31 protein-coding genes and 1 pseudogene are annotated in these 25,538 nt (G+C 42.3%); 27 read left to right on the top strand and 5 right to left on the bottom strand.

All coding sequences use genetic code 11. The annotated features are described in order from the left end of the window. Nucleotides 1-5: 5 nt before the first annotated feature. Nucleotides 6-149, top strand: coding sequence for an acid-soluble spore protein N (locus K8O68_RS02145; RefSeq protein WP_230895295.1), 144 nt, complete (start codon nt 6-8; stop codon nt 147-149). Between the two features lie 221 nt (nt 150-370). Beyond that, a complete protein-coding gene (locus tag K8O68_RS02140; RefSeq protein WP_230895294.1) occupies nt 371-862 on the top strand; it encodes a VanZ family protein in 492 nt (163 codons plus the stop codon). Between the two features lie 62 nt (nt 863-924). On the opposite strand, the gene K8O68_RS02135 is transcribed toward K8O68_RS02140, so the two are convergent. Continuing rightward, a complete protein-coding gene (locus tag K8O68_RS02135; RefSeq protein ID WP_230895293.1) occupies nt 925-1,566 on the bottom strand; it encodes a TVP38/TMEM64 family protein in 642 nt (213 codons plus the stop codon). A gap of 139 nt (nt 1,567-1,705) precedes the next feature. Between K8O68_RS02135 and K8O68_RS02130 the strand changes: the two genes are divergently transcribed. From K8O68_RS02130 to K8O68_RS02065, 14 genes are all read left to right on the top strand, one after another. Continuing rightward, nucleotides 1,706-2,677, top strand: a complete 972-nt coding sequence (locus K8O68_RS02130; RefSeq protein ID WP_230895292.1) for a DMT family transporter — start codon at nt 1,706-1,708, stop codon at nt 2,675-2,677. A 5-nt stretch (nt 2,678-2,682) separates the two neighbouring features. Continuing rightward, a complete protein-coding gene (locus K8O68_RS02125) occupies nt 2,683-4,992 on the top strand; it encodes an AAA family ATPase (protein WP_230895291.1) in 2,310 nt (769 codons plus the stop codon). Nucleotides 4,993-5,009: 17 nt separating this feature from the next. Next, the gene (locus K8O68_RS02120) at nt 5,010-5,426 is read left to right on the top strand and encodes an acyl-CoA thioesterase (RefSeq protein ID WP_230895290.1); all 417 of its coding nucleotides are present in this window, start codon (nt 5,010-5,012) and stop codon (nt 5,424-5,426) included. A 91-nt stretch (nt 5,427-5,517) separates the two neighbouring features. Further along, entirely contained in the window at nt 5,518-5,748 is a 231-nt protein-coding gene (gene tlp / locus K8O68_RS02115; RefSeq protein ID WP_230895289.1) for a small acid-soluble spore protein Tlp, read from the top strand. Between the two features lie 181 nt (nt 5,749-5,929). Continuing rightward, nucleotides 5,930-6,265: a hypothetical protein gene (locus tag K8O68_RS02110; RefSeq protein ID WP_230895288.1), complete on the top strand. Its 336-nt coding sequence runs from the start codon at nt 5,930-5,932 to the stop codon at nt 6,263-6,265. Between the two features lie 34 nt (nt 6,266-6,299). Then, on the top strand, nt 6,300-7,130 hold the full coding sequence (gene nadE / locus K8O68_RS02105) for an ammonia-dependent NAD(+) synthetase (protein ID WP_230895287.1): 831 nt from the start codon (nt 6,300-6,302) through the stop codon (nt 7,128-7,130). Beyond that, nucleotides 7,130-7,993 carry a PHP domain-containing protein gene (locus K8O68_RS02100; protein WP_230895286.1) on the top strand — a complete coding sequence of 288 codons (864 nt, stop codon included), beginning with the start codon at nt 7,130-7,132 and terminating at the stop codon, nt 7,991-7,993. The genes nadE and K8O68_RS02100 overlap by 1 nt, the downstream gene beginning before the upstream one ends. Before the next feature lie 168 nt (nt 7,994-8,161). After that, the gene (locus K8O68_RS02095; RefSeq protein ID WP_230895285.1) at nt 8,162-8,302 is read left to right on the top strand and encodes a hypothetical protein; all 141 of its coding nucleotides are present in this window, start codon (nt 8,162-8,164) and stop codon (nt 8,300-8,302) included. 69 nt (nt 8,303-8,371) lie between these two features. Continuing rightward, nucleotides 8,372-9,586, top strand: coding sequence for an EAL-associated domain-containing protein (locus K8O68_RS02090; protein WP_230895284.1), 1,215 nt, complete (start codon nt 8,372-8,374; stop codon nt 9,584-9,586). A gap of 39 nt (nt 9,587-9,625) precedes the next feature. Continuing rightward, a complete protein-coding gene (locus tag K8O68_RS02085) occupies nt 9,626-10,795 on the top strand; it encodes an MFS transporter (protein ID WP_230895283.1) in 1,170 nt (389 codons plus the stop codon). A 78-nt stretch (nt 10,796-10,873) separates the two neighbouring features. Beyond that, the gene (locus K8O68_RS02080) at nt 10,874-11,425 is read left to right on the top strand and encodes a LemA family protein (protein WP_230895282.1); all 552 of its coding nucleotides are present in this window, start codon (nt 10,874-10,876) and stop codon (nt 11,423-11,425) included. Between the two features lie 19 nt (nt 11,426-11,444). Continuing rightward, nucleotides 11,445-12,320, top strand: a complete 876-nt coding sequence (htpX, locus tag K8O68_RS02075) for a zinc metalloprotease HtpX (RefSeq protein ID WP_230895324.1) — start codon at nt 11,445-11,447, stop codon at nt 12,318-12,320. Between the two features lie 152 nt (nt 12,321-12,472). Beyond that, nucleotides 12,473-13,138, top strand: coding sequence for a TVP38/TMEM64 family protein (locus K8O68_RS21305; protein WP_230895281.1), 666 nt, complete (start codon nt 12,473-12,475; stop codon nt 13,136-13,138). A 35-nt stretch (nt 13,139-13,173) separates the two neighbouring features. Continuing rightward, on the top strand, nt 13,174-14,214 hold the full coding sequence (locus K8O68_RS02065; protein WP_230895280.1) for a DUF2207 family protein: 1,041 nt from the start codon (nt 13,174-13,176) through the stop codon (nt 14,212-14,214). On the opposite strand, the gene K8O68_RS02060 is transcribed toward K8O68_RS02065, so the two are convergent. After that, nucleotides 14,215-15,030, bottom strand: coding sequence for a hypothetical protein (locus K8O68_RS02060; RefSeq protein ID WP_230895279.1), 816 nt, complete (start codon nt 15,028-15,030; stop codon nt 14,215-14,217). Nucleotides 15,031-15,146: 116 nt separating this feature from the next. Between K8O68_RS02060 and K8O68_RS02055 the strand changes: the two genes are divergently transcribed. From K8O68_RS02055 to K8O68_RS02045, 3 genes are all read left to right on the top strand, one after another. Then, complete coding sequence (locus tag K8O68_RS02055) at nt 15,147-15,782, top strand: hypothetical protein (protein ID WP_230895278.1); 636 nt, start codon at nt 15,147-15,149, stop codon at nt 15,780-15,782. 150 nt (nt 15,783-15,932) lie between these two features. Next, nucleotides 15,933-16,445 (top strand): YwpF-like family protein, encoded by a 513-nt coding sequence (locus tag K8O68_RS02050; protein ID WP_230895277.1) that lies wholly within the window; start codon nt 15,933-15,935, stop codon nt 16,443-16,445. 73 nt (nt 16,446-16,518) lie between these two features. Beyond that, nucleotides 16,519-17,373, top strand: coding sequence for an amidohydrolase family protein (locus K8O68_RS02045; RefSeq protein WP_230895276.1), 855 nt, complete (start codon nt 16,519-16,521; stop codon nt 17,371-17,373). Between the two features lie 8 nt (nt 17,374-17,381). Here the strand turns inward: K8O68_RS02045 and K8O68_RS02040 are convergent, their stop codons facing one another. Both K8O68_RS02040 and ric read right to left on the bottom strand, forming a co-directional pair. Next, complete coding sequence (locus K8O68_RS02040; RefSeq protein WP_230895275.1) at nt 17,382-17,750, bottom strand: YhjD family protein; 369 nt, start codon at nt 17,748-17,750, stop codon at nt 17,382-17,384. Between the two features lie 154 nt (nt 17,751-17,904). Next, nucleotides 17,905-18,630, bottom strand: a complete 726-nt coding sequence (gene ric, locus K8O68_RS02035; RefSeq protein WP_230895274.1) for an iron-sulfur cluster repair di-iron protein — start codon at nt 18,628-18,630, stop codon at nt 17,905-17,907. 147 nt (nt 18,631-18,777) lie between these two features. Here ric and K8O68_RS02030 point away from each other — a divergent pair, with 147 nt between their 5' ends. From K8O68_RS02030 to K8O68_RS02005, 6 genes are all read left to right on the top strand, one after another. Continuing rightward, complete coding sequence (locus tag K8O68_RS02030; protein ID WP_230895273.1) at nt 18,778-19,509, top strand: peptidylprolyl isomerase; 732 nt, start codon at nt 18,778-18,780, stop codon at nt 19,507-19,509. A gap of 266 nt (nt 19,510-19,775) precedes the next feature. Then, on the top strand, nt 19,776-20,690 hold the full coding sequence (locus K8O68_RS02025; protein WP_230895272.1) for an ABC transporter ATP-binding protein: 915 nt from the start codon (nt 19,776-19,778) through the stop codon (nt 20,688-20,690). Continuing rightward, entirely contained in the window at nt 20,687-21,643 is a 957-nt protein-coding gene (locus K8O68_RS02020) for an ABC transporter permease (protein WP_230895271.1), read from the top strand. The genes K8O68_RS02025 and K8O68_RS02020 overlap by 4 nt, the downstream gene beginning before the upstream one ends. Nucleotides 21,644-21,702: 59 nt before the next feature. Then, entirely contained in the window at nt 21,703-22,083 is a 381-nt protein-coding gene (locus tag K8O68_RS02015) for a GntR family transcriptional regulator (protein ID WP_230895270.1), read from the top strand. Next, nucleotides 22,080-22,781, top strand: coding sequence for an ABC transporter ATP-binding protein (locus K8O68_RS02010; RefSeq protein ID WP_230895269.1), 702 nt, complete (start codon nt 22,080-22,082; stop codon nt 22,779-22,781). The genes K8O68_RS02015 and K8O68_RS02010 overlap by 4 nt, the downstream gene beginning before the upstream one ends. Beyond that, the gene (locus K8O68_RS02005; RefSeq protein WP_230895268.1) at nt 22,781-23,590 is read left to right on the top strand and encodes a hypothetical protein; all 810 of its coding nucleotides are present in this window, start codon (nt 22,781-22,783) and stop codon (nt 23,588-23,590) included. Before K8O68_RS02010 ends, K8O68_RS02005 begins: the two co-directional genes overlap by 1 nt. Before the next feature lie 47 nt (nt 23,591-23,637). Here K8O68_RS02005 and K8O68_RS02000 read toward each other — a convergent pair whose 3' ends face one another. Continuing rightward, nucleotides 23,638-23,814, bottom strand: a complete 177-nt coding sequence (locus K8O68_RS02000) for a hypothetical protein (RefSeq protein WP_177174400.1) — start codon at nt 23,812-23,814, stop codon at nt 23,638-23,640. 224 nt (nt 23,815-24,038) lie between these two features. Between K8O68_RS02000 and K8O68_RS01995 the strand changes: the two genes are divergently transcribed. Beyond that, nucleotides 24,039-24,932, top strand: a complete 894-nt coding sequence (locus K8O68_RS01995; RefSeq protein ID WP_230895267.1) for a chemotaxis protein — start codon at nt 24,039-24,041, stop codon at nt 24,930-24,932. 228 nt (nt 24,933-25,160) lie between these two features. Then, a pseudogene (locus K8O68_RS01990) lies at nt 25,161-25,538 on the top strand (IS4 family transposase); the annotation flags it as partial.

Below are 25,538 nucleotides of genomic sequence, written 5' to 3'. Positions count from 1 at the left end.
GCTCCGTGAGTAAAAAAGGAAATGTAACTGAACAGTTCCGTCCGGACCATTTAGGGACTCAGCCAAGAGAAAGTGATTCAAACAAAGGTAAAAAAATGAATACTAAAGGATCCGAACAGCCGGATTATGTGCCGGATAAGGGGAAATAATGAGGCTGAATGCTCCATTATAAAGAAAAAGGTTTCGATTATCGTGATGCGATATTCGAAACTTTTTTTATTTATTAAATAGAGGGGGGAGCTCCAGTTTATGTTTAAAATACCTGCCTGCTTCAATTTAATTCGCGCTTTCATCAGTTAAATTCCTTGTCAATTTTGGCTGGACATCCCATAATAATATAATGGACAGATTTTGAATAAGGAGGCAGCCGTTGAAAAGCAACCGTAAAAAGAAAGCGATAATCATACCTGCCACCTGGCTGATAGCCGCCGTGTTCATCATCTATCTGGCGGGTGTCTTTTATGTCACCCTGTTCGCCTGGAACTATGGCTCATCTTATGGACCGGTTGGCCCGGGTGGGAGAAACTATAATCTTGAACCTTTTTTAAGCATTTACCGGATAGCTGTTTACAGTCCGGATATGACAGGTCCTTTAAGAATTTTAGCCGGGAATGTTTTATTGTTTGTACCGTTCGGTATTTTGTTTCCTTATCTGGCTAAAAGAATTCTTGGCACCCATAGCATATTAGTCGGGTTACTGACTGTTTTAACAGCGATGCTGCTGTCAGTCACAATAGAGATTCTCCAGTTTATTTTCACGTACCGTGTGGCAAATATAGATGATGTAATTTTAAATACACTCGGCGGACTCGCAGGATATATCATATACAGGTTCAGCCGGCTTATAAAATTGATTTCATAATAAAAAAGCATTCTCTGCTTAACGCAGGGAATGCTTTTATCAAGTTATTCTCAAAGCTGGACTTAATGTACAGCTGATTGCTGTTCAACTTTTCGTAACCACAGTTTATACAGTGTATAGACGATACCGAGGAATACTCCGTAAATCGCAATCATGTATAAGAGTTCAACAGGGTTAGTTACAATTGTATGGCCAAGTAAAGCAAACAGTGCCATAGATGGAATTTTTCCAAGCCCCGAAGCAATAGCGTACAGCAGAAACTTCACTCTGCTTAAAGCCGTATAGGCGTTAATGATGATGGACGGGATGACCGGGATCATTCTAAGAATGGTAATAGACATAAAAGCGTTCCGTTCAAACAGTAAAGTAAGCTTTTTCGTAGCTGTATATTTTAAAAGCAGTTTTGTTCCTAAACGGTGAAAACCGCCGTACCGGACCATTAAAAAAAAGATAATTGAGGCAAGCGTTGAGCCTGTCCAGATAACGAGCGCGCCGGTAACAGGACCGTAAGCCGCACCAATCACTCCGCCTACGAGCGGATAAGGGATGACAGGGAAGAGCGACATAAGTGTAGCAATAACAGTTGTAAGAATGATGTGGTCCTGCTCGTTGCTCCGAATCCAATTTACAAGTGATTCATGATATAACAAAAGACTAATTATAATGACAGCACTAATTAATATAATGAAAAGTTTACGGTACATGTTACGACTCCTTTGGCAGACTGATGGGAACATAGTTATTATACATGAATGCTAATTAAGTTGAAATAAATGCATCCGGTTAGCGTATGATATAATTATTTCGAGTAACTAAACAATTGTTTTTATAAGGAGCTTATGTATGAAGACTGATTTATTGGAGCGTAAACCATGGATCGTGTATATCATGCTTGCATTTGCGACAAGCAGCTGGGGAAGTGCGTTTATTGCCGGAAACTTTGCGACTCAGGATCTGAGCCCGTCCGCAGTAGCCTTCTTTCGTTTTTTCTTTGCAACTCTGCTATTAATTCCTTTAATGTTATGGATGGATAAAGGCGGGAGGCGTCCTAAGGGAAAGGAATGGTTCCTCGTATGCCTTCTGGGTCTCACCGGCATTGCTTTATACAATATTGCATTTTTTATCGCTGCCCGCGATGCCCCAATCGTAAAGAGTTCTTTGTTTATAGCTTCAAACCCTGTTTTGATAGCTGTACTTTCAGGTCTTTTTCTTAAAGAAAAAATCACGGGGAAAAATGTTATTGGCCTCATTCTTGCTTTATCAGGTGCATTTATAATTATAACTGAAGGTAATGTCCGCCAGTTGGCAGAAGCCGGACTGGCGCCAATTGACCTGATTCTTCTCCTTGCCGTCGTGTGCTGGGCGTTGTACAGTGTGTTAGGAAAAGTAGCCCTCCAGAAATACAGCGCGATTACGAGTACCACTTATGCTGTAGGTGTAGGAACCCTCATGCTTTTCCCTTTTGCTTTTATGGACACTTCTCCTGCACAGCTTCAGAACGCCAGCTTGTTAACCTGGGGTTCGATTCTTCACATGAGTGTCATCGTGTCAGTGGCAAGCTTTATTATGTATTATCAGGGTATAAAAATGATAGGTGCTGCTAAAGCATCGATTTTTATCAATTTAATGCCCTTGTCTGCGGTTATATTAGCTATGCTATTATTAGGAGAGCCATTCCTGTATGTACATATGGCCGGGGCTTTGTTAGTTCTGACAGGGGTAACAGTCGGAACGCGAAGAAATAGCCAGGGAAAAAAGGGAAATTCAGCAAAATCGGAAACAACGGACAGCGTGAAAGTGTCCGCTGGGAGGTGAGCGAAATGAGTGAATCTGTCGAATCTCAGCAGGAATTAGCAGAAATAATAGAGAAATGGAAGAAGAAGCCTTATTATCAGTTAAATGAAGGCAACCTGGTTCGTTTGCTGGATCAGTGTTCTGATAAAGAGTGCGGGGAATATACCGGAGAACTTAAAGCCATGGTAGCTGCCGTCCGTTATGAACGTAAAAAAGAATGGGACGTCCGAATCGACCAATGGCTGACAAGTGCGCTGGAAGAAGCGCCATCTTCTCTGTATGCAGCAGAAGTGATTATTGATGTTGCTCTCGATTCAATGAATGAGCCGTGGTTTCAGGAAGAGCTTCCTAAAATTAGAGAAACAGATCACAGCCAAGGGAAAAAGAACAAAATTGACAAACTGCTGATGATGGTTCATCAGGCAAAAGCTTGGTACCAGGAGTTAACAGCCAGGCAGGGCAAGGTCCAGTCCTCTCTTAACCATGCAGTCAATACTCAAAAGAAGGATGAACTTCAGCAAGGCCTTCAATTGCTGAATGAGCTGGGTGCCATTTTTGACGAGCTGCTGGAGACATCAAAAGCATACAGGGAAACGATCAGCGGCATTTATTCCTCAAAAGAGAAAAAGGAAAAGATGGATGCTGCTGTAAACAAGCTGCAAAAAGCGCTTTTAAAATGGGAGTCCTGGAGAGAAGAGGCATCTGCAGCTGAAACGACCCCTCTGGACGAATTGAACAGAATGATTGGGATTGAAGAAGTTAAAAGGAAAGTAGAATCGTATTATTATTATCTTGAATACGAGAAAGAGCGTCAGCGGGAAGGGTATCATTTTGAAAATGAAAGAAATTTAAATATGATTCTTACTGGCAATCCAGGGACAGGAAAAACGTCAATTGCCCGTTTGCTTGCTAAGATATATCACCAGCTGGGAGTCCTGCCGCGTGAAAACGTTGTGGAAGTCGATCGGTCACACCTTGTCGGAGCTTACGTAGGCCAGACAGAAGAAAAAACTATGGGAGTGATACAGGAAGCTGCCGGAGGTGTACTGTTTATTGATGAAGCTTACAGTCTGAAGCGGGATGGCGCAAGTGCAGCCGATTACGGCCAGACGGCAGTGGATACGCTTGTCTCTGCCATGACAAGCGGGGATTACGCCGGCAAATTCGCCGTGATCCTTGCAGGATATCCTGAAGAAATGAGAAATTTTTTATGGAGCAACCCTGGTCTGAGAAGCCGGTTTCCTGAAACGAATCATATCCACCTGCCTGATTTTTCTATGGACGAGCTTATGGAAATCGCTGAGTACGTAGCTCTTGATAACGACTTTTCATTAACTGAATCAGCCTTAAAAGAGCTTGAAAAAAGAATTGATAAAGAAAAAGTAGATGAAAATTTCGGGAATGCCAGAGCAGTCAAAAATATTGTTCTGGATGCTATTTTTCAAAAGGGCGCGGCAGTTGCAAGGGATAAGAACTACACGAAAGAAAGTTTTACTATACTGGACGAAGAAGCCTTTAAACGGAAAAATGAAGAGGCAACGGCAGAAAAGCGGTCAGGAGAGGATAGACTGACTGATCTCGTTGGCCTGAAAAATGTAAAAGAGCAAGTGAAGCAGTTATCATCATTTGTGAAAATTCAAAAAGAACGGGAAGAGAAAGGGCTGCCTTCAGTGCCTGTCCAGCTTCATGCCGTATTTAGCGGGCCGCCGGGCACTGGGAAAACGACTGTTGCACATATCTACAGCCAGATCCTCCATGAATTGGGTTTATTAAAACGCGGCCATGTGGTAATTGCCGGAAGAAGTGATCTTGTCGCGGGGTATGTGGGGCAAACGGCGGCGAAAACAAAGAAAAAGATACGCGAAGCATTGGGCGGCGTACTGTTTATAGATGAAGCATACTCGCTTTTGGCCCATAGCGGACAGGATTTTGGAAGAGAAGCAGTTGATACGCTTGTAGAGGAGATGACGAAACACGGAGAAAACCTGGTTGTTATCCTGGCTGGTTATTCAGGAAAAATGGATCAGCTTTTATCAAGCAACCCTGGTCTGTCTTCGAGATTCAAAAAAACGATCGAATTTTCTTCCTATACACCCGTTGAATTAACCGAGATCCTGCACTTCTATGTCAATAAGTTTGGCTATGACATAGATGAAGACACGAGCCAGGCATTAGAAAATAAAATTAAGGAAAATCCGCCGGAAGGAAACGCCCGTGCGATGAAAGACCAGGCAGAAGAAGCCATCCAGCGTCAGGCATACCGCCTTGTGTATACAGAAGATAATGAAGGCGGCCTTTCAAAATTAATATTAAAGGATTTTCCGCTTATGAACTGAAGGAGGGGACCTTTCAATTGCTGACAAATACGACAAAAGTTACTGTACGCTATGGAGAAACGGATCAAATGGGCGTGGTTTATCACGCCAACTATGTGGTATGGTGTGAAATTGGAAGAACAAAATTAATTGAAGATCTGGGCTTTAAATACGCGGATATGGAAGAACGGGGCGTTGTGTCGCCTGTGACAAATATTAACCTGAACTACCTGTACCCGGCAAAATACGGAGAAGATGTGACTGTGAGCACGTGGATTGAGCAGTATAACGGCTTGCGGGTTACATACGGTTACAGAATTGAGAACAGGGAGGGAGAGCTTTGCGTCGAGGGGACTAGTGAGCATGTTTGCGTGGATGCCAGGACATTCCGCCCTGTTGCCATTAAGAAAAAATTTCCTGACTGGCATGAGGCTTATGAGAAAAATAAAAAGTAAATTAACTGTTAAACCCGGCTGAGCTGGTGAATGTTTTACCGGTAGCCGCACACACTAACCTTGAATCATTATTCAAGGAAGGGTGTATAAAATGGCTAAGCGGGATGATCGGTCTAATAACGTGGAACGTTTACAGTCGATGGTGGAGCACACTGAAGAAAATATAAGAGAGGCAGAGGAAACGCTGGAGAATGATTCTTTAACCCGGGAAGACAGACAGGCAGTCAAAGCCAAAAATAACCGCCGGGGACAGAGTATTGAAGCATTCAAAAATGAAATCGCCGAAGAGAAAGGCGACCGTGAACAAGGCCGTATAGAATAACTTAAGTGACTTAAAGCCTGAAGGCATGGCAGAGTGCCTTTGGGCTGTTTTTTTACAGAATTATACGTGTTAAAAGATTTGAAGAAGGGAAAACAATGTTATATTACTTAACAAAACGGCCGCTGTCTCTTGAATCCGTCTTTATTCTATTATTTAATAGACTTGTGAAAGGAGTTCAGCTATGGCATTTGGAGTGACAAGGCAGGAGCTTGTGAAATGGAAAACCAAGGCGGCAAATGGACAGATTGCTTTTCTGACCCATTTTTGGTACGACCCTCGTTTTCCTCAGTACAAAACCGTCACGAAAGCGGCTTGCACACATAAGGAAACATTAATACAGTGGGGCCGGAAGTATGGTTTGAAAGAGGAATGGATCCACGACCGCCAGACGTTTCCCCATTTTGATCTCATGGGAGAATGGGAGAAAAGAATTTTAAGAGAAGAAGGCCGGGAAAGTAAACTCGTTCAACTTGAACAAAAGCTTTGCTCCGGCAATCAGCAGCGTACTACAAACTAAATTTGCCTAAACTATCATAAAGGGGATGAGTAATATGCTTCATTTTCAGCAGGATGTGATCGCAACTTTAAAAGTAAAGCCCGAAATTGATGTGCAGGAAGAGATTAGAACACGCATAGATTTCATAAAAGCTTATCTTAAAAAATCCGGCATGAAAGGCTACGTTCTCGGAATTTCAGGCGGCCAGGATTCTTCATTGCTTGGTAAATTAATTCAGCTGGCGATGGAAGAGCTAAATAAAGAAGAAAAGACATCAGAATATACATTTATCGGTGTCCGTCTTCCGTACGGCGTTCAGGCGGATGAAGATGATGCCCAGACAGCTCTGAACTTTATTCAGCCTTATAAACGAGTCACTGTTGACATTCAGCCTGGAGTAGACGGGTCAATAGACCAGTTCACTAAAGCCACAAATGAAAACATGTCTGATTTTATTAAAGGCAATACAAAAGCGAGGGAACGGATGAAAGCGCAGTATGACCTTGCAGCCCACTATAGATGTCTGGTAGCCGGTACGGACCATGCGGCTGAAGCGGTAACCGGGTTTTATACAAAGTTCGGAGACGGGGCGTGTGACGTTGCCCCATTGTTCGGGTTAAATAAACGTCAGGGGAAAGCCATCCTTAAAGAATTGGGCGCACCGGAGATATTATATTCGAAAGTTCCAACAGCAGATCTGGAAGATGACCGTCCGCTGCTTTCCGATGAAGAAGCGTTAGGATTGACGTATGATGAAATTGATGATTACCTTGAGGGGAAAGAAGTGTCCGATAAGGTTAAAGAAAATTTGGAGCGCCGGTATAAAACAACTGAGCATAAACGTCAGCTCCCTGTGACGATCCATGATTACTGGTGGCAGTCTTAATGGTTGGAAAAGCAGATCTTCACATGCATTCAACCGCTTCTGACGGAGGCTACGGGGCGGAAACGCTGATGGAAATGTGTGCAGAAGCAGGCTTGAGCCTCATTTCCCTTACGGACCATGACACGACCGCAGGAGTAGAAAAAGCAAGAAAGTCGGCAGAGTCATTAAATATACAGCTGATAAACGGGATCGAACTGTCAACACGGAGTGAAGGCCAAAGTGTAGATATTCTCGGTTACGGTATTGACGTGGAAAGTGCCCATCTTCAGAAAACACTCTCTTTTCACAGGCAAATGAGAGAGGAACGAATGGAACGGATGGTCCGAAAATGCCGGGATTATGGACTTGAGGTGACTGTAGAAGATGTTAAAGCTGAAGTGACCGGCCACACTTATTCCAGACCGCATCTGGCCAAAGCGTTAATTAAAAAAGGGTATGGTGAAAAAGTAAGTGACATCTTTGACCAGTATATTGGTTATGGGAAACCGTGTTACGTTGTTAAAGAAAAAGAAATGACGCCGCCTGAAGCTGTGAAACTGATTCATGAAGCTGGAGGCATCGCTGTTGCCGCTCATCCGATTTACTATGATCTTGATGATCATATTCTCGACTGGTTTATCAATGAGGGTCTTGACGGGATTGAAGTGTACCATCGAGACCATGATGAACAAGCCGTCAATCGTTTTTCAGCCCTTGCTGAAAAAGCTGAAGCGAAGCTCGGGCACCGGGTGTTTAAAACAGGAGGTTCTGATTTCCATCATGAAGCCTACGGAAGAGAAGGGGAAAAACTCGGAATCACAAAGCTTCCTTACGGAGAGGCGGAGTACCTTCTGACCTTTCTCCAGAACAAAGAAAAGCGTTAAGATCTTTTTGATCTTGCCGCTTTTCTTTTGCTAATTTAAGCTGGGGTCATTTCTTCATTGGGGTCATCATTGGGGTCAGACCCCCCATTTACTGGAAATACACTATCCTTTATTGTCCAGTACTATTTTAAAACGGAGGGGCCACACTAGTGGGTGAGGAGGGAGGACATGGATGGATGGCTTATTGTATTAATCATTGTGGTTTTATCCTGGCTGACGGTTAAAAAAGGCTGGCTGTATGATCCGACTCACCCTGAGCGCCCGAAGAAGACGCCTGCAGCAAAATGGTTCCGGAAAAATAAGCCGTGACTGACGGAAGTTGTCTGTACATGATATAATTAAACAAAATGACTATTTAACCAAAAGGGGGAGGCGTCATTGGATCCTCTAGAAGTAATTGAGAATATTTCTTCTGTTGTGCCTCATTACCAGCCAGTTTTAAATTCTGAAGAATATCGTATTATTGGATATGAAGTCCTCGGCCGCATTCATCTTAACGGGGAATGTTTATCATTAGGCCCTTTTTTCCTTGACCGGTCAGTTCCAGCGGAATATAAATGGGAAGTAGATAAAGAGATTCATAAACAAGCAGTTAAATTCGCTTTAAGCCATCCCGGAAAGCCGCGTCTCTTCTTTAATATTGATCCTAATACGCTTGCCCAGCTCCATTGTCTTGAAGAACTGATGGAAAATTTTGAGCAGTTTTACAAAGATGGATTGGAGAAAAACCAGGTTGTATTTGAGTTTCGCGTGAATGATTTTATGGAAGAGATCAATGACCTTAGCCACATGATTTTGTATATGAAAGCCAGCGGTTTTACTGTCACACTGGATGATATTAAAACAAATGATACAAATCTGGAGAACTTTTCAAAACTCGAGCCTAATATTATTAAAATAGACTTGTCAGATTTAAAAGAATCGACAAATCATTTTACATACAGGGACGTGCTAAGCGCCTTGGCCCTCTTCGCGAGAAAAATTGGAGCTGCGCTGCATTTTAAAGGCATACAGAACACCCATCAGCTCCGGACCGCCTGGCAGCATGGCGGAAGATACTTGCAAGGGTTCTATTTACATGAGCCTGGCGAAATTTTTCCCGATGAAAATGCTTTAAAAAAGAAACTGGAAAGCCAGATTCATTCGTTTATTGATTTAGCCCATAAAAAGTTAGAGCGTCAGCTTTCATTTGTCAGCTGGATGGATTCTCTAATGGGCAAGACGGTAAAAGAGAAGAGCAGCTCGGTTGACCAGCTTGTTGAGTTTATTGGAAAAGCTGCTGACGAAGCTTCTTTTCGGGCATACGTGTGTGATAGTTACGGGTACCAGAAAAGTGCCAACTGGGTAAAAACCGGGAAAAACAAATGGGTTTCTGAGGAAAGTGCCCGGGGGAAAAACTGGAGCTGGCGTACTTATTTTCTTTCACAGATTATGCAAATGAAACATCGAAAATCAGGGATGTTATCTGATAAATACCGGGATATTGAAACCAATGAACTGATTCGTACGTATTCATACCCAATAGGGAAAGAACAATACGTTTTTATTGACTTGGACCCTGTTTATTTATTTGAAAATGATTGGCTCTTATAGAAGCTTTTCTTCCCTGTAATTAGAGAGGATATTATAAAAATGAAGTCTGTTTGGAAACTTAAAGGCATGTTGTTCTTTTTTCATTCGTCTATGACGATTTTAATCAGTTATCTGCCTGTTTACTTCCAGTATTTAGGGCTTACAGGCAATGAGATCGGCATTCTTCTTGCTGTAGGCCCTGCCGCCGCCATTATTGCTCAGCCTTTCTGGGGATTTATGAGCGACCGCTGGAAAACAGTGAAACGCGTGCTGCTTTTATGTTTGAGCAGTGCGCTTGCCATCGGTTTTATCGTCTTTCAAATTGCTGAATTCATACTGCTTATTCCCATTGTTTATATCTTTTTCTCCTTTATGTCTCCCGCAGGGGGGCTGGGGGACAGCCTGGCTCAAAAAGTGTCTATCCAGCGCGGAGTGTCTTTTGGAAGCATCCGTATGTGGGGATCACTCGGCTTTGCTTCTGCTTCTCTGACTGGAGGATACATTTTAAGCTCCATCGGTATCGCAAATATCTACTATGTTTTCGCCTCATTTCTGCTTATCGCTCTGGTATTCACTTACATGGCGCCAGACAGCGAACCTTCAAAAAAACCGGTTCAGCTTAGAAAAGCGGTGAAGCTGTTAAAGGATAGACAGCTTCTTATATTTCTTCTGTTAATTTTGTCAATCAGCTTGACCCACCGGATGAATGATTCGTTTATCGGCCTTTATATTATTGAACTTGGCGGGAATGAATCAGTCATCGGCCTGGCCTGGTTCATAGGGGTGGCGACAGAAGCGCTGGTGTTTGCACTGAGTGTTTACTGGTTAAGAGGGTATCATCCTTTAACATATATTATTATTGCTGCGTCTATATATACAGCAAGGTGGCTTTTAATGTCGCTTGTACCAGACGCGACCTACTTGCTGTTTCTCCAGGTCATGCACGGACTGGCTTTCGGGATCTTTTATTTAACAGGCTTTCAGTTTGCCTCAAAACTTGTCCCTGAAGAATTACAGTCAACAGGGCACCTTTTGTTCATTTCTGTTTTCTTCGGGATCTCCGGTGTAATTGGTTCCGTACTTGGCGGCGCAGTCATCGATCAGTTCGATGTAAGGTCCCTTTACACTCTGATGTTCGGTATGGCTCTTATCGGGCTGGTCAGCTCATTCGTTTACAGGCATTTCTACCTGAAGAGGGAAAGGGAGGAGCAAGCCACTTCCGGTTCATAACATAAAGTTTTTTAAGAGGGGTATGATCTGAAGACAACCTTGGACGTACACACCAGTCGAAAAAAGGAGGAATTATTTATGGCACTATGGATTGTTATTGGGGGATTGGCAGTACTCGTATTAATTTGGATCATGGGGTATAACAGGCTGATCAGGTACAGAAACTGGGTGGAAGAAGCGTGGGCGCAAATCGATGTACAATTAAAACGGCGTTACGATCTTGTCCCTAACCTGGTGGAAACAGTGAAAGGGTATGCAAAACATGAAAAAGAAACGTTAGCCCAGGTGGTAGAATTAAGGAACCAGCTTGGTAAAACAAACATGAACCGCCAGGATCAGATGGAAGTTAATGATCAGCTGAGCGGCGCTTTAAAAAACCTGTTTGCTTTAAGAGAAGCCTATCCTGATTTAAAAGCTAACCAGAACTTCAAAATGCTTCAGGAGGAATTAACCCAGACCGAAAATAAAATTGCTTATTCACGCCAGCTATACAACAATACGGTTATGAAATACAATACAAAAATTCAGTCTGTGCCGACCAATATTCTTGCGGGAATCCACGGATTCGGCAAACGGGATATGCTTGAAGCCACCAATGAAGAACGTCAGAACGTTCAAGTGAAGTTTTAAATAAAGGTGGCTTACTATGATTCTTTATGAACAAATACGTAAAAATAAAACGAAAACAATTTTTATTGTTACCTTTTTTGTCGCATTCGTTTTAGTAGTAGGTGCCGCCTTCAGCTATGTGATGTATGGTGATTTAATATCAGGAGTTGTACTGGCGGCTCTGCTTTCGGTGGTGTATGTATCAATTATACTGGCCTCCAGCACCAATGTTGTGATGCGGATGAATCATGCAAGAGAAATTAAATCTGCCGAACAGCACAGGTTCCTGTGGCACACGGTGGAAAATATGGCGATGGTGGCACGTATTCCAATGCCCAGAGTGTTTATAATTAAAGATGCGTCTCCAAATGCTTTTGCGACAGGGATGTCGCCAAAAAGCGGGGCAGTGGCCGTAACGACCGGGCTGATGGATACACTAAACCGTGAAGAACTGGAAGGCGTTATTGCTCATGAGATTGCTCATATTAAAAACTACGATGTCCGCTTATCGACCATTGCACTGGCCCTCGTCTCTGTCATCGCAATTATAAGCGATTTCGGCTCGCGGATGCTTTTTTTCTCAAGAGGAGGCAGGAATCAGAAACAAAGCCCTGTCGTTCTCATAATTGCTTTAGTGTTACTCATTGTCGCTCCTTTAATTGCGATGATGATTAACATGGCTATTTCAAGAAACAGAGAATATCTGGCTGATGCAAGCGGGGCAGAGTTAACACGTAATCCGTGGGCACTCGCTTCTGCCCTGGAAAAAATTACAGGTGTGAGAACTCCGGTTAAAGAAGCTTCAACCTCGTCTGCACCGTTATATTTCAGTGACCCGTTAAAGAAAGGGATGAAGGGGCTGTTTTCCACTCATCCTGATCCACGGGAAAGAATTAAACGTCTGAAGGAAATGTAGAAGCCGCCCTCTAATAGTTGAATAAAAGGTCTGCTGTATCTACAGGGCTGGGGAGCAATGGTTTCCCAGCCCCTTTTCTTTTCAATTAAGTTACAGGTTCGTTATAATGAAACAAAGGAACCGCCTGTCATTATAAAACAGGGGTGATAGAAGTGAAGAAAACGCTCATACTTATAGCAATAGCTGCAGCAGTCATTTTTTTCAGCCTGAATTCTGAATGGATCGCACAATTAAGGAACGAAAATTTGAGCTATTTTACTGATGACTTGTTCTCCGAGATAGGGTACGGGATTCTTTTTATAACGATCCCTCTAATGGTAATTCAAAACATTGTTACGATTTTCCCTATTCTGATTGTTATTATCATCCACTTTATTCTTTTCGGTATGGCCGGCGGCTTTTTATACAGTCTTATAGGTACAACTATTGGAGCTGTTGTTTGTTTTTGGCTGGGCAGAACCGCGAGCAAAAAATGGATGGATAAGTACTGGAGTAAAAATGAAGAAAAGGTGTCTTATATTGTGGATCTGATTTCCTCTTATGGAGTGTTTATGATTGTGGTACTGAGAAGCATTCCTGTTATGCCAAGCAACCTTATTTCAATTGCCGCCTCGGTGAGCCCGATTTCGGACAGGCAGTATATCTGGTCCACTTTATTTGGAAATATCTCCATGGTGTGGATCCTTAGTTTATTATCTTCCCCGCTTTGGATGAGTGAGCCCGTTTATACAGGCTATATAACCGGGTATATTATTTTTGCACTTGCCGTCACCAGCTATTACGGAATACGATTTTACCGCCACAGATTAAATAATTGAGCAGAAATACGACTTTTTAATCAGGAGGTGTGATAATGGAAAACGGCAGCCTATTTAATTTACCGGTCATGACAACGTTTGAAATGAATTTCCTTCTGTTATTTATTTTTCTTGTACTAACTACAGCAGGCATCCTTTTTTACGAACGCTACAAGAGAAAACAGGTCGTAGAAAAAACGGCAGCAAATCATGTTTTAACTGAAAGGGATTTTGAAAAATTTTCACCCCCTCTTGTTGCGCAGTTAATCTTTGGCCGAGGGGCCTATACCCGGCACATTACTGCTGGACTGCTGAATTTAGTCAGGAAGAAAATACTTGTTCTTCAACAGGACAAAGAAGGCCACTATTATTTTACTGTAAAAGGGGCTGCTGAAACGCCAAAGGCAGAAGATGAAAAATTTTTATATGGCTGGATGCTTTATGAGATCGGTAAGGATGGGGTTTTTCATATAGATGATCTATATAATTTTACAGAAGAAAGAGAGAACCGGGAGATATTTCTTCATAAATTATATGAATGGGAGGAGAAAATGAAAAATGAGCTCGTCGGACAAGGGCTGTTTGCTGTATTCTCTCCATTTAAACGTGTTCTGGCCGGCATTTCTCTCGTCATGGTTTTATTGGGCAGCGGATTTATTATTGCCTCGCCTTTTTTAAGTATTTTATACCTGGCCGCCGGCCTTGCAACTTTTATAATTATGCTTTGTTATTCTTCTATGACACACGCCGGCCGGTATGAATACCAAAAGTGGAAACCATTTATTTATGATATCCGAAAAAGTTCAGCTGAAAAGTTTGAAGAATCCGGAAAAATCTCTGCAAGCTACGTCTATGCGATCGCTTTTGACCTGAAAGACACCTATGTGAAAAAATTTCCAGTCAGAGAAGCATCGCAGCTGTCTTTGCGGACTGACCAGTTTCCGTTATATTTTGCGGCTGCTCCCGGTACGACAGCCCTTTCCCTCGAAGGCATCCAGTTAATTGACGAATTGGAATCTTCTCTGGAACAGATTATTTCTCCTATTGCCTACAGTCCTGACGAAACGGACGATTCGGGCGGGGCTTTAACTGAATAATCAGCGGCTGGAGCGTTTTCCGAACGTATTCATTACCCAAGGGTGGATCAGCCCTTGGGTTTTTTTATAAAAAAACCAGGGAAGCGCCGGTTTAAAGTGGGTAAGGGCAGTCCAGACTGTTTGAGTGCTTCCATTACTGCAAGTAATAAACCATAGCCTGCCTTGTGGATCCGTTTCTTTTTTTTCTCCATTTAACAAGCCGCCAGTGATGGCCCATTCACTTATTTCTTTAGAAAGTAACGGGTATTTTCTTTTAAGTATCAGCAGAGGAGACGGGACGCCGGGGACTTTAAACAGCGCTTTTTCTTCTTTACGTTCGACTCTGACCATTCCTTTTGTAAATTTATTGAGCCACTCATAATAAGTATCAGCCCAGTCATCTGCCGCCCCCTTATAACCGGATGTCCAGCATTGGACAGATGTGACCCGGCGGCCCGGCATGGCAGACAGCTTAGGTTGCTGTTTAAATTTTTTCAAGTTCAGCCCCTCTAGCGGCGGGGGTTCTCCCTCGTACAGTAAATGAAGACGGTTATATTTATAAATGTAAAGATTTTTATAATGGTGAGCCGAAATGATTTTCAATAAGCGGGTGAGCATGCTGTTAAAAGTGTCCATATTTCCCTGCACCAGCTCATCTCCAGTCATCACGGGGTAATCAAGTACAATATGCTCGTAAGCCGTTGTTATGGCAGTAAGGTTATTTAAAGAAACAGAATAAGTTCCGCTGTCAGTGGAGGCAAGCAGATCAGCTTGCCCACCTGGTATAACTTCAAATCCTTGCCATAGCCCTGAACCGACTATAATAAGTTTCTCCATTCTTTCACATCCTTTAGGTTCAGTAATAACTATATCACGGAAAAGTCATCCAACGGAGTAAAAGGTGCATGTTTTGCTGCGTAATAAACAACACTAAATTAAAAAGGATGAAAGTGATGAGATGTACACCAGCTGTTTTCTGTCTTTGTTTATCACTGTTAGCTGTTTCAGCCTGTCAGGGTGAGGCAAGAAATGAGACACTTGACGATTCACCCTACCATGCTTTTGACGAGCATGAACATCAAAAAGGAGAAGGGTACGGATTTTTAAACCAGCAGCGATACCGAAATAACCCTATCGCCCGGATGGTTACGAGAGACGACCGTCCCAGCCGGGGCATGAATGGTTATGCTGATGGTTCTCCACTTGAGATGCGTTCCCAGGAGCATACGCACCCTTATTTGAGAAAATCTTTCACGGATGTGCCTGAACGCTATAAACAGCCTGAAGACAGAAGAGAACTGCAAGGATCGCTGCAAACGAAGGTCACACATCTTATAAAAGAAACAGACCCTTATGCAGGAATAGTTATCGTCGAGACAGATACAGATTTATTCATAGGTCTGAGAAGCGGTAAAGGCCAAAAGGATTTAACGTTAATGGAAACATCAATTAAAAATCAAGCAGATAAACAGACTGTCCATTTTATTTATTCCGATAAAGGGCAGGAAAAACTTGCGCACATAAAAAATCAAATGGAAAAGGGCAGACCGGAAGCCATGTTATTAAATGAACTGGAAGCTTTAAAATAATTTTTCCTGCCGCGGCCGGCGGGATTTTTTTGTGAGACAAAAAGTGACGGCTGAAGGAAATAAAAGTTATAATAAATAGAGGAGACGCACGGTCATTTGAAGAAGTTAGTGTGCTCATGCCAGATTATTTATCCGGAGGTGCTTTATAACATGAAAACATTTCGCCTGTGTTCGTTAATGATATTGTTTGACGAAGATTTAAAGAGCAATGAAGAAATAAAAGGAAAAGAAATACCTTTAGTGGAAGGACTTATTATTAATAAAGAAGAAGCTGAAAAAAACTGGCTGCTTGAAGCGGTATTAGACCCGGAGTGGGAGGAGTTTTTCCGGGAATATAAAGACAAAGAACAGTCGTTAATGACAGAAGTTACGATTACTAAACGGACAAATGATCCCGCGACACTTGTATGTGACGTTAAATCTGTGAATCAGCTTGAAAACCATATTAGCGTTCATCTGGAAGGTGTCCTTGTCGTTAAGAAAGAAGATTTATCCGATATGCTTATTAAAAATCTTATTGAGGAAGGATTTGAAGGAAAGGCCCTTTATAATGAATACAGAAAGCGGAAAAAAGACAGAGGCAGGGCTATTCAGGGCATTTTAACAAATGCTTATGAACAAGTTAAAGAAAAAGGGTATTATACGAGCGATACTCAGAAATAACGAAAAAACAAGCGCCATCTTTTCTTGAAAATGGCGTTTTCTCCAGTGCTGTTAGAGAAAGGAGGAGGAAAAAGTGAAAATTATTGATGCCCATATTCATGTTTCTCATATTCAATCCTTCTATCAGACAGCTAAAAAAATGTCCAGGGTTGATTATTCTTTCCGCGGGCTGAAAAAAGAGATGGAACAAAACGGCGTTACCCTCGCAGTTGGAATGGGAGTGCGGGAAATAGAAGGGGGAACCGGTTTCCCTGATAAGGCCCCGCCTACACCTATGGGGCTTGATCTGCTTCCTGAGGGACACAAATCAGTTTACTGCTGCACTGGCGTCAATCCTTACAAACTGGGGCGAAAAGAACTGGCCCGGCTTGAGAAGGACCTTCTCAAACCTCATGTCACCGGTATAAAAATATATTTAGGATACTATCCTTTTTATGCGCACGATCCTGTTTATGACCCTGTTTATTCTCTTGCCGCGCATTATAATGTCCCTGTCGTATTTCATACAGGTGATACTTATTCCGAGCGGGGGATTCTTAAATATGCCCATCCTTTAACAATTGATGAAGTAGCAGTCCAGCACCGCAACGTGACGTTTGTACTGGCTCATTTCGGCGACCCGTGGATGCTGGATGCAGCGGAAGTGGTGTATAAAAATTCGAATGTTTTTGCTGATTTGTCCGGTCTTATTATAGGAGATGAAAAAGAAGTCCGCCGTCTATCCGGGACACCGCATTTTTTTGATCATTTAAAACACGGTTTGGCTTTTTGTGATAATTATGAAAAGCTGATGTTCGGTACAGACTGGCCGCTTGTAAGGATGAAGCCTTATATCGAATTTATCCAGTCCCATATTCCTTCGTCCTATTGGGATGACGTATTTTATAATACAGCGATGCATGTATACCCAAAACTGAGGGGAAGATAAGGCCTGATTTACGGAAGCTTTTTATCTCCATAAGTGAACAGACTTTCGATCCGGCGGCTGACCTGGTTTTTTAAATGCGCGTTTAAATACTTCGCAGTGAGTACATAGCCTCTGAAAAAAATGGTATATTCTGAAAAGGTTTGATCATAATCATTTAATTGGATTTTTAAGCCCAGGTTTTTCATCGACCGTCTTGTCTCGTACATTTCACGGCTAAGACGATGTAAGGTCACTTCCAATAAACGGATATAAGGATCTTTTAATTTTAAAGGTGCCTGATCCAGACGGGCCAGGTCTTTTTCAAGCACTTTGCGAGCCATCTCAAGCAGGATGTAGGATTCCGTCAGACGTTCTTCTTGTGCTGTGAGTTTGGCCATTACGGGTCGCCTCCTTTTTCGTTTTCGTGGTTCCAAACAGAATACGAACGTGTGTTCTTATTTTTATTTTAACCCGTTTTTTTTAATAGTCAAGAGGGAGTCGCTGGCAAAAAAAAAATCACACAATAGAATATTGTGTGACCCAAGCATGTTTTTAGTTGTTTTGAGCAGTCTTTTCTTCCATAAGCCTTGGAAATAAAATGTTATTTTCCAGATGGATATGCTGAAACATATCCTCTTCTAAAGCTTCCAGACGGGTGAATGTCATTTTATAGGTTGTGCAGGCCCCGGGAGGTGGAGTAAAATCATTAGTGATGCTTCGAATCTTCTTTAAAAGATCGCCAGCGGCTTCATGTTCTGATTCAAGTTCGCTGACCCGCTTAACAGCAGCCTCCCAATCGGCGGCAGAACGTGTTGTTCCATACTGGTAAATTGCCGGGAAAACCACTTGTTCTTCTTTTACCATATGCTGTTCCAGTTCAGTTCTTAAGCTGTGGTAAAGCTTATGGAGTTCGGCAAGTTCAGGGTGTGCACCGCCATGAACGCGGAAAATTTTAGTTACATAAAAGCTCAGATCAGGAAGTTCTTTTGTTAAAAAGCCGTGATGATGGTTCACAATATGGTCAAGCAGAGACATGTAAGAAGCACTGCTCCAGTCTGAGCTGCTTTTTTCTTTCCGTTCGTCAGCGTCGTCCGAAAGAATTTGGAGAGCTTCAAGGATCACTTGTTCTTCCAGATTTTTTTCAGCGAGGGCTTCATGAAGCGGCCGGTTGCCGCCGCAGCAGAAATCTATGCGGTACTGTTTAAAAAGCTCATCTGAGCGGGGAATTTGAATTACGAGATCTTTAACTTTCGCGTAACGGTTAACAGTATAATTCATTAGTAACTCCTCCTTTTATTATCATAATTTAAGTTTAAAGGAGAAGAAGAAATTTGTCGGTGACGTGGGTCACCAGCTCTACAAAAAAAGAGACTCGTGTGTAAATAATTTTTAGCAGCGTCATTAAAAAATAAGGGGAAATGCAAAATGAAGAAAGCAAATCTATTAGCAGGTTCAGGACTCTCTCTTATGCTCCTTTTGGCAGGATGCGGGGAAGAAAATAATCAAAATAATGTAAATGAGGGAAATAATAATGGAGACGGCAGCGACGAAGCTGCAGAATATCCACAGTTATCTGAAGAAGTAGCTGAGAATGAAGAGGAGGCCGTCCTCCGCACAAACTACGGAGATATCCACGTGAAGTTATTTCCTGAAGCAGCACCTAAAGCTGTAGAAAACTTTATGACATTAGCTGAAGAAGGCTACTATGAGGGCGTTATTTTCCATCGTGTCATTGAGGATTTTATGATTCAGGGCGGTGATCCTACAGGTACAGGCGGCGGCGGTGAAAGTGCGTTTGGAGAGCCGTTCGAAGACGAATTTGATGAGTCAGTGGCTCATTTCAGAGGGGCCCTGGCGATGGCCAACAGTGGCCCGAATACAAACGGCAGCCAATTTTACATTGTCCACGCTGGTCCTGACCAATTAAGCGAAGAAGCTTTTGAAGCAATGGAACAGCAAGGAATGGATTTTTCAGAGGACCTTAAAGAAAATTATCTGGAACTGGGGGGCACTCCCCATCTGGATGATGGACACACCGTTTTTGGGCATGTAATTGATGGCATGGATGTTGTCGACGATATCGCCATCACAGAAACAGAACACGGTGACCGTCCAGTTGAAGAAGTAGTCATTGAATCAGTGGAAGTTATTGATTAATTGTATAGTAACAAAGAGGCTGCCAACTTGCTGTTGGCAGCCTCTTTGTTTGTTTGTAAGTTTTAACCGTAACTTCGAGCTGCACGGGAGGGCCTGGCAGTAAAGGGACCGCAAACCAGGGGAAAAAGCTATGTTAAAAGACGTTAAGCAGCCGTTAAAAGAGTATAAATACTTTTTTGGCAGAAAATAATAATTGACTATGATAATGTACCGGTGTACTATTTGATTAGTACACTAGAACATGAAGAATTGTGGAGGGGAAGATAATGAAGCCTGCGATTGAATTAAAAAATGTCAGTAAAGAAATAGGCAGGAAAACAATTATTGATAATGTATCTTTAGCAATGTACCCGGGGGAAGTCTACGGCTTGTTGGGGCCTAACGGGGCAGGTAAGACGACGACAATCAGAATGATGGTTGGTCTCATGAGGGCAACAAACGGATCGATCACGATTTCCGGTAAAGATTTACACACAAACTTTGAAGACGCCCTATCGCGGGTGGGGGCAGTTGTTGAAAATCCGGAGATGTATGATTATTTAACCGGCTACGAAAACCTTGTCCATTATCAGCGGATGTCAAAAGGAGTGACAAAAGAAAGAATTAAAGAGGTGGTGGAGCTCGTAGGCCTGTCCCGCCGAATACATGAGAAAACCGGCACGTACTCTTTAGGAATGAGGCAGAGGCTCGGATTGGCCCAGGCTTTATTGCATAAGCCGCAGCTTCTTATCCTTGATGAGCCGACAAATGGGCTGGACCCTGCAGGAATCAGGGAAATCCGTGCCTATTTAAGGAAGTTGGCACATGAAGAAGGCATATGTGTGGTCGTTTCAAGCCATCTGCTTTCCGAGATGGAAAAAATGTGCGACAGAATTGCCGTCATACAGGAAGGGAAGATTATTCAAGTTGCCCAGGTCTCTGACTTTGTAAGACAATCAGAAGATTTATGGTATATAGAGGCTGAACCAAAGGCCGAAGCTGCTGAACTGCTTCACTCTCTTCTTAATGCCAAACCTGAAGAGTATAAGGAAGGGTTTCATATCACTGTTAAAAAAGAAAAGGTACCTGATTTATTAAAAGGGTTAATTAAAGAAAATGTGGCGGTGTATCAAATAAGAGAAGCCGATAAAAATACATTGGAAGAACAATTCCTGACATTAACAGGAGGGGAAAAGAAATGAGCCTGTTTGTAAATCTTGTCCAAAATGAATCGATGAAAATATTTAAAAAGACCGGCACTAAAGTGATGTTTCTTATTCTCATTGCCTTAATTGCGGTGGTTGGTTTAGTGACTCGTTTTTTTATAGGAGCACCGGCCGATGAAGCAGCCGACTGGGAAACGGTACTGCAACAAGAGGTCCAAATGATTGAACAGCAGCTTGAAAGCGGGGAAATTCCTCCGCAAGCTGCAGAGGGACTCCAGGACCAGCATGAACTGTATACGTATCATTTGGAAGAAGAAATTGAACCGTTAAACTCTTCCCACCGCTGGCATTTCATAGTAAATAATCCTCAGTTTGTTAATTTTTTGACAATGTTTACGGTTATAATTGCTGCAGGAATTATTGCAGGTGAGCATTCCAACGGGACGATTAAGCTTCTATTAATCAGACCGGTAAAAAGGTGGAAAATCCTGCTTTCCAAATGGCTGGCTGCTATGGTTTTCTCACTGGTTATGCTCGCGGCTTTAATCATTTCCTCAGTGGCTGCTGGTTTTCTGATTTTCGGGTTCAGCCCGGAGCCTGTAAGAGTAGTGGAAATAGCAGACGGCTCTATTCGTGATATGCATGCGGTTTTATATGGCGCGGTAATGTATGGATTAGCATATATTGAACTAATTATAATGACCACATTTGCCTTTATGATTGGTACAGTATTCAGAAATCAGTCGCTGGCAATCGGCTTATCGCTCGTCCTGTTGTTTACGGGCGGGCAGATCGCGTACCTACTGAGCAATTATGATTGGATGAAGTTTTACTTGTTTGCCAATACGTATATGATTCAGTTCTTTGAAGGGCAGCCCATCATTGAAGGATTAACGCCGCTATTTTCATCAATTGTGCTGATGGTTTATTTTTCCCTGTTTATGCTCATCGCCATGGTGGCCTTTACTAAAAGAGATGTGGCAGATTAAAAGTTTTGGTAGAATAAGAAAGGATGTATAGAAGTAACCTCTTAAGGAGGGGAATGCCATTGGGCCTTACGTTTGATAACAACCGGCCCATCTATTTGCAGCTTATGGAGTATTTGTACGGGCAAATTTGCCGGACCGATCTTAAACCCGGAGAGAAGCTTCCTTCTGTCCGGGAATTAGCTGTTAAGGTGGGCGTTAATCCTAATACTGTATCGAGAACTTATATGGAAATGGAACGAAAGGATATCGTTGTTTCCAAAAGAGGGCAGGGAACATTTGTCACGGAAGACAAAACCGTAATTCAGGAATTAAGACAAAAAATTGCTGATGATAAAATTGGTGATTTTATTCTTATGATGAATCAGATTGGACTCAAAAATGAGGAGATCCTCCAATTAATGGAACAGAAAATGGCGTCCCGCAAGGAGGAAAAAGAATGAACAAGCCTGAAATTTATTTAAAAAATGTCACCAAAAAGTACTTAAGACAACCAGCCGTAGAAAATATATCATTTCAGTTAAAAGGAAATGGAGTTTACGGCGTGCTTGGTGAAAATGGAAGCGGAAAAACAACCTTGCTCAAACTGATTGCCGGCTTGTTAAGGCCGTCCAGCGGAACGGTCAAGGTTATGCACCGTCCTGTTTCAAGATTATCTTCAAAAGATATCGCCTATCTGTCTGATGCGGACTCTCTGTATTCCTTCCAGTCGGCTCACCAGCTGATTCACTTTTGGGAAAAGGTGGCTCCTGACTTTTCAAAAGACAAAGCCTTTAGCATGGTCAGAGAACTTAATCTGGATGTAAATATGAAAATAAAAAACCTTTCAAAAGGAAACAGGGCAAGGCTTAAACTCGTAATAGCGCTGTCACGGCAAGTGCCTGTGCTTGTGATGGACGAGCCTTTATCAGGGCTTGACCCATTAGTAAGAGAGGATATTTTAAAACTTATTGTGATGAATGCAGATGTGGAGCAGCAGCTGCTCGTACTATCCACACATGAAGTGAGTGAAGTGGAAGCGTTTCTCGACCACGTAATTTTTATGAAAGATGGAAAATGCATTCTGGAAGAGAACGCAGAAGTATTAAGAGAACAAAAAGGCCAGTCCCTTGTGGCGACCATGCGGGAGGTGCTGGCCTGATGTGGTGGTCTTTATATAAAAAAGAATGGCAGGAAAGCTTATTCCGTTTTTCCTTAAGCCTCGCTCTTCTGACTGCTGCCTACGTCTTCATCTATATATTTATGGAAAGAGAAACGCCGCTTGTTTTTGCCGTTTCCCTGGCGGTCGTTTTTCTTCATATTTTTTATTTGTTCATTATGCTTTTAGCTTCTTTAATAAAAGAGTGGAAAGAGAACACGAGCCATTTATGGATGAACCTTCCCGTAAAGGGTTACGTTTTATTGTCTGCAAAACTGGCTGCAGCTTTTACCCAGTTTCTCATCTCAATCAGTTATGCCATTGTGGCGGCTGACCTCATTTTGCAGAGAGCGATGCGCATGTTTGAAGACTCAGCGGCTGAGGGGCTCACCGGGATAATTAGTATGCTTGTGCCTTTATACAGGGAGTTAATTCCGTGGGTGCTGCTGGCCGTCACCAATGGCGCTCTTCAATTGGGGATTGCAGCTATGTTTATTTTTATCTTTTCAAAAGTCGTTCGTCCATTCGGCTGGCTCGCAGCTATCGTTCTGACTATATTGGCTAACTATATTTACACATGGATAAAAAATATACCGTTAATCGAGAGGAGTACAGAGTGGCTCCCTTTGCTTAAAGGAGAAGAGATCTACAAAAAAATATATGCTCTTTATCCGGGAGGGGCGGATTTAATGGAAGTGAGCGAAGGGATAATGACTAATGTGTACCTTGGCCAGATCGCTGCAGAATTATTGGTTCTTACCGGGGCGTTTTTCCTCATTTCATGGCTCCTCGACAGAAAAGTTGAATTATAAAGTAAGAAAAAGAAGAGGGCGGCCCTCTTCTTTTTGCTATGTAACTATTAATCTCTGATCGCATAATAAATCATAAGTATGATTGTTGCAAAAGCTACGATGACAAAAGGTCCTTCCAATAACGACGCCCCATTATCGCCGTTTTCCTCCGCGAATACGTGAGTCACAGGAGTAAGGAAGAGTACAAGCGCTAAAAACCCAATAGAGAAAAATTGCTTCAACATAAAAAGATAACCCCCAATCTGTTAAACCAGTCTTACTTTCTATTATAGAAGGATTGGAAACAGGAAGCAATTGAAAAGTGACTAAGAGTCTAAGTGTAACTTTATGCCCATTATAATGAAGTGTATTAAATCATCCTATACAATAATTGTGGCATTAATGATATTATATTCACAGGAATATTTTCTTAATACATAGGTTGATAATGCAAGAGGAGGAAATAATAATGACCGTATCAAATAAAGGGGTTCTTTTGGAAAGCGGGACAAACGAACTTGAAATAATAGTTTTTGAGGCAGGTACTGGGCTATTTGGAATTAATGTGATGAAAGTCCGTGAGATCATCCAGCCGTTAAGTATGACGCTCATGCCTCATTCCCATCCAAACGTGGAAGGGATCATCAGATTAAGAGAAGAAATTATGCCTGTTATAGATCTGGCAAAAGCTATCGGTTTTAAAAAGCCTGAGACTCCTGGCCGGGATAAACTTATCGTGGCTGAGCTGAACCAGGTTAAAGTGGCTTTCCATGTTCATTCGGTGTCAAGAATCCATCGGATCTCGTGGGAACAAATCGAAAAACCCGGGAAATTAGCCCAGGGGCTTGAAGATATGATTACAGGGGTCATCAAGATGGAAGAAGCTATGATTTTGCTGCTTGATTATGAAAAAATCGTTTTTGATCTCATGCCCGGAGCAGGTTTTTCTTCGCGTCAACTGGAAGGAATAGAGGATAAAGACCGAACTCATAAAAACCTGCTTGTAGCTGAAGATTCCCAGATTTTGCGTCAATTACTGAAAGATACCCTAAATGAAGCAGGGTACGACAGCCTGGTTTTTACAGAAAACGGGGAAGAGGCTTTGGAATATTTAGAGGGGCCGCTCGGAAACACAATAGATTTACTGCTTACTGACATTGAAATGCCCGTTATGGACGGACACCATTTAACTAAAAGAGTTAAAGAAAACGGCACAGGTAAGGAGATCCCTGTGGTGATCTTTTCCTCTCTTATCTCAGGAGACCTTTACCATAAAGGAGAACAGGTCGGCGCCGATGCACAAGTCAGTAAACCGGATATAGGAAAACTGGTGGCCCATCTGGACCGTCTTCTAAATATCTGATTATATTCATTCCACTAGACCTGCCCGGGTTCCGGGGAGGTTTTTTTACGTTATCTCTTTGATGAAAGTCGCAAAAGTGCACATAAGAGTCTGCACAAAGGGGTCAGACCCAGTAGCCTTGCACGAATGGAATATATTGTAATTTTAAGTTTACAAACACAAAAAAAGCTCCTATTGTAGAGGAGAGACCAATACTTGTTCCCAATCCTCTACAAAGGAGCCACACGCATGAAAAGTATAGGTCATAAAGCACTTATAAGTCAATGCTTAGATTTACTCCCTTCGAAAGTTTATGGATGCCCGCTTGTTAATTACGGAAATTACAAACTTTCGGCAGAAGCTTTAATGAAAGTATTTATCGCAGCGAACCTTGATAACTGGCAGTCATATCAGCATATGGAATTGATGCTTGACGCTAATCACGCTCTGAAAAAATCGTTAGATCTAGAAACGATGAGTGGCAGTCAAATTAGCCGAAGAATTAACGACTTACCAACTGAGTGGGCGCAGGATCTCTTTCTTAAAGTGGTTAGTAAACTTCAAGAACTTACTCAAAATGAAAAAGGAATCACTAAGAAAATAGGTCAGTTAAGCATCGTGGATTCC

It is taken from the genome of Salipaludibacillus sp. CUR1 (assembly GCF_021028955.1).
Taxonomy (GTDB): Bacteria; Bacillota; Bacilli; order Bacillales; family Salisediminibacteriaceae; genus Salipaludibacillus.
This window is presented reverse-complemented; position numbering and strand designations above follow the sequence as displayed.

Bases quoted from the DNA above. Each gene is read 5' to 3' on its own strand.
- K8O68_RS02100 (WP_230895286.1), top strand. From the start codon at position 7,130: ATGGTTGGAAAAGCAGATCTTCACATGCATTCAACCGCTTCTGACGGA.
- K8O68_RS02060 (WP_230895279.1), bottom strand. From the start codon at position 15,030: ATGGAGAAACTTATTATAGTCGGTTCAGGGCTATGGCAAGGATTTGAA.
- K8O68_RS02000 (WP_177174400.1), bottom strand. From the start codon at position 23,814: ATGTTGAAGCAATTTTTCTCTATTGGGTTTTTAGCGCTTGTACTCTTC.
- K8O68_RS02110 (WP_230895288.1), top strand. From the start codon at position 5,930: ATGGCATTTGGAGTGACAAGGCAGGAGCTTGTGAAATGGAAAACCAAG.
- K8O68_RS02080 (WP_230895282.1), top strand. From the start codon at position 10,874: ATGGCACTATGGATTGTTATTGGGGGATTGGCAGTACTCGTATTAATT.
- K8O68_RS02125 (WP_230895291.1), top strand. From the start codon at position 2,683: ATGAGTGAATCTGTCGAATCTCAGCAGGAATTAGCAGAAATAATAGAG.
- K8O68_RS02025 (WP_230895272.1), top strand. From the start codon at position 19,776: ATGAAGCCTGCGATTGAATTAAAAAATGTCAGTAAAGAAATAGGCAGG.
- K8O68_RS02130 (WP_230895292.1), top strand. From the start codon at position 1,706: ATGAAGACTGATTTATTGGAGCGTAAACCATGGATCGTGTATATCATG.
- K8O68_RS02135 (WP_230895293.1), bottom strand. From the start codon at position 1,566: ATGTACCGTAAACTTTTCATTATATTAATTAGTGCTGTCATTATAATT.
- nadE (WP_230895287.1), top strand. From the start codon at position 6,300: ATGCTTCATTTTCAGCAGGATGTGATCGCAACTTTAAAAGTAAAGCCC.
- K8O68_RS02065 (WP_230895280.1), top strand. From the start codon at position 13,174: ATGGAAAACGGCAGCCTATTTAATTTACCGGTCATGACAACGTTTGAA.
- tlp (WP_230895289.1), top strand. From the start codon at position 5,518: ATGGCTAAGCGGGATGATCGGTCTAATAACGTGGAACGTTTACAGTCG.
- ric (WP_230895274.1), bottom strand. From the start codon at position 18,630: ATGAATTATACTGTTAACCGTTACGCGAAAGTTAAAGATCTCGTAATT.
- K8O68_RS02050 (WP_230895277.1), top strand. From the start codon at position 15,933: ATGAAAACATTTCGCCTGTGTTCGTTAATGATATTGTTTGACGAAGAT.
- K8O68_RS02030 (WP_230895273.1), top strand. From the start codon at position 18,778: ATGAAGAAAGCAAATCTATTAGCAGGTTCAGGACTCTCTCTTATGCTC.
- K8O68_RS02010 (WP_230895269.1), top strand. From the start codon at position 22,080: ATGAACAAGCCTGAAATTTATTTAAAAAATGTCACCAAAAAGTACTTA.
- K8O68_RS01995 (WP_230895267.1), top strand. From the start codon at position 24,039: ATGACCGTATCAAATAAAGGGGTTCTTTTGGAAAGCGGGACAAACGAA.
- K8O68_RS02055 (WP_230895278.1), top strand. From the start codon at position 15,147: ATGAGATGTACACCAGCTGTTTTCTGTCTTTGTTTATCACTGTTAGCT.
- K8O68_RS02005 (WP_230895268.1), top strand. From the start codon at position 22,781: ATGTGGTGGTCTTTATATAAAAAAGAATGGCAGGAAAGCTTATTCCGT.
- K8O68_RS02095 (WP_230895285.1), top strand. From the start codon at position 8,162: ATGGATGGATGGCTTATTGTATTAATCATTGTGGTTTTATCCTGGCTG.
- K8O68_RS02020 (WP_230895271.1), top strand. From the start codon at position 20,687: ATGAGCCTGTTTGTAAATCTTGTCCAAAATGAATCGATGAAAATATTT.
- K8O68_RS02040 (WP_230895275.1), bottom strand. From the start codon at position 17,750: ATGGCCAAACTCACAGCACAAGAAGAACGTCTGACGGAATCCTACATC.
- K8O68_RS02085 (WP_230895283.1), top strand. From the start codon at position 9,626: ATGAAGTCTGTTTGGAAACTTAAAGGCATGTTGTTCTTTTTTCATTCG.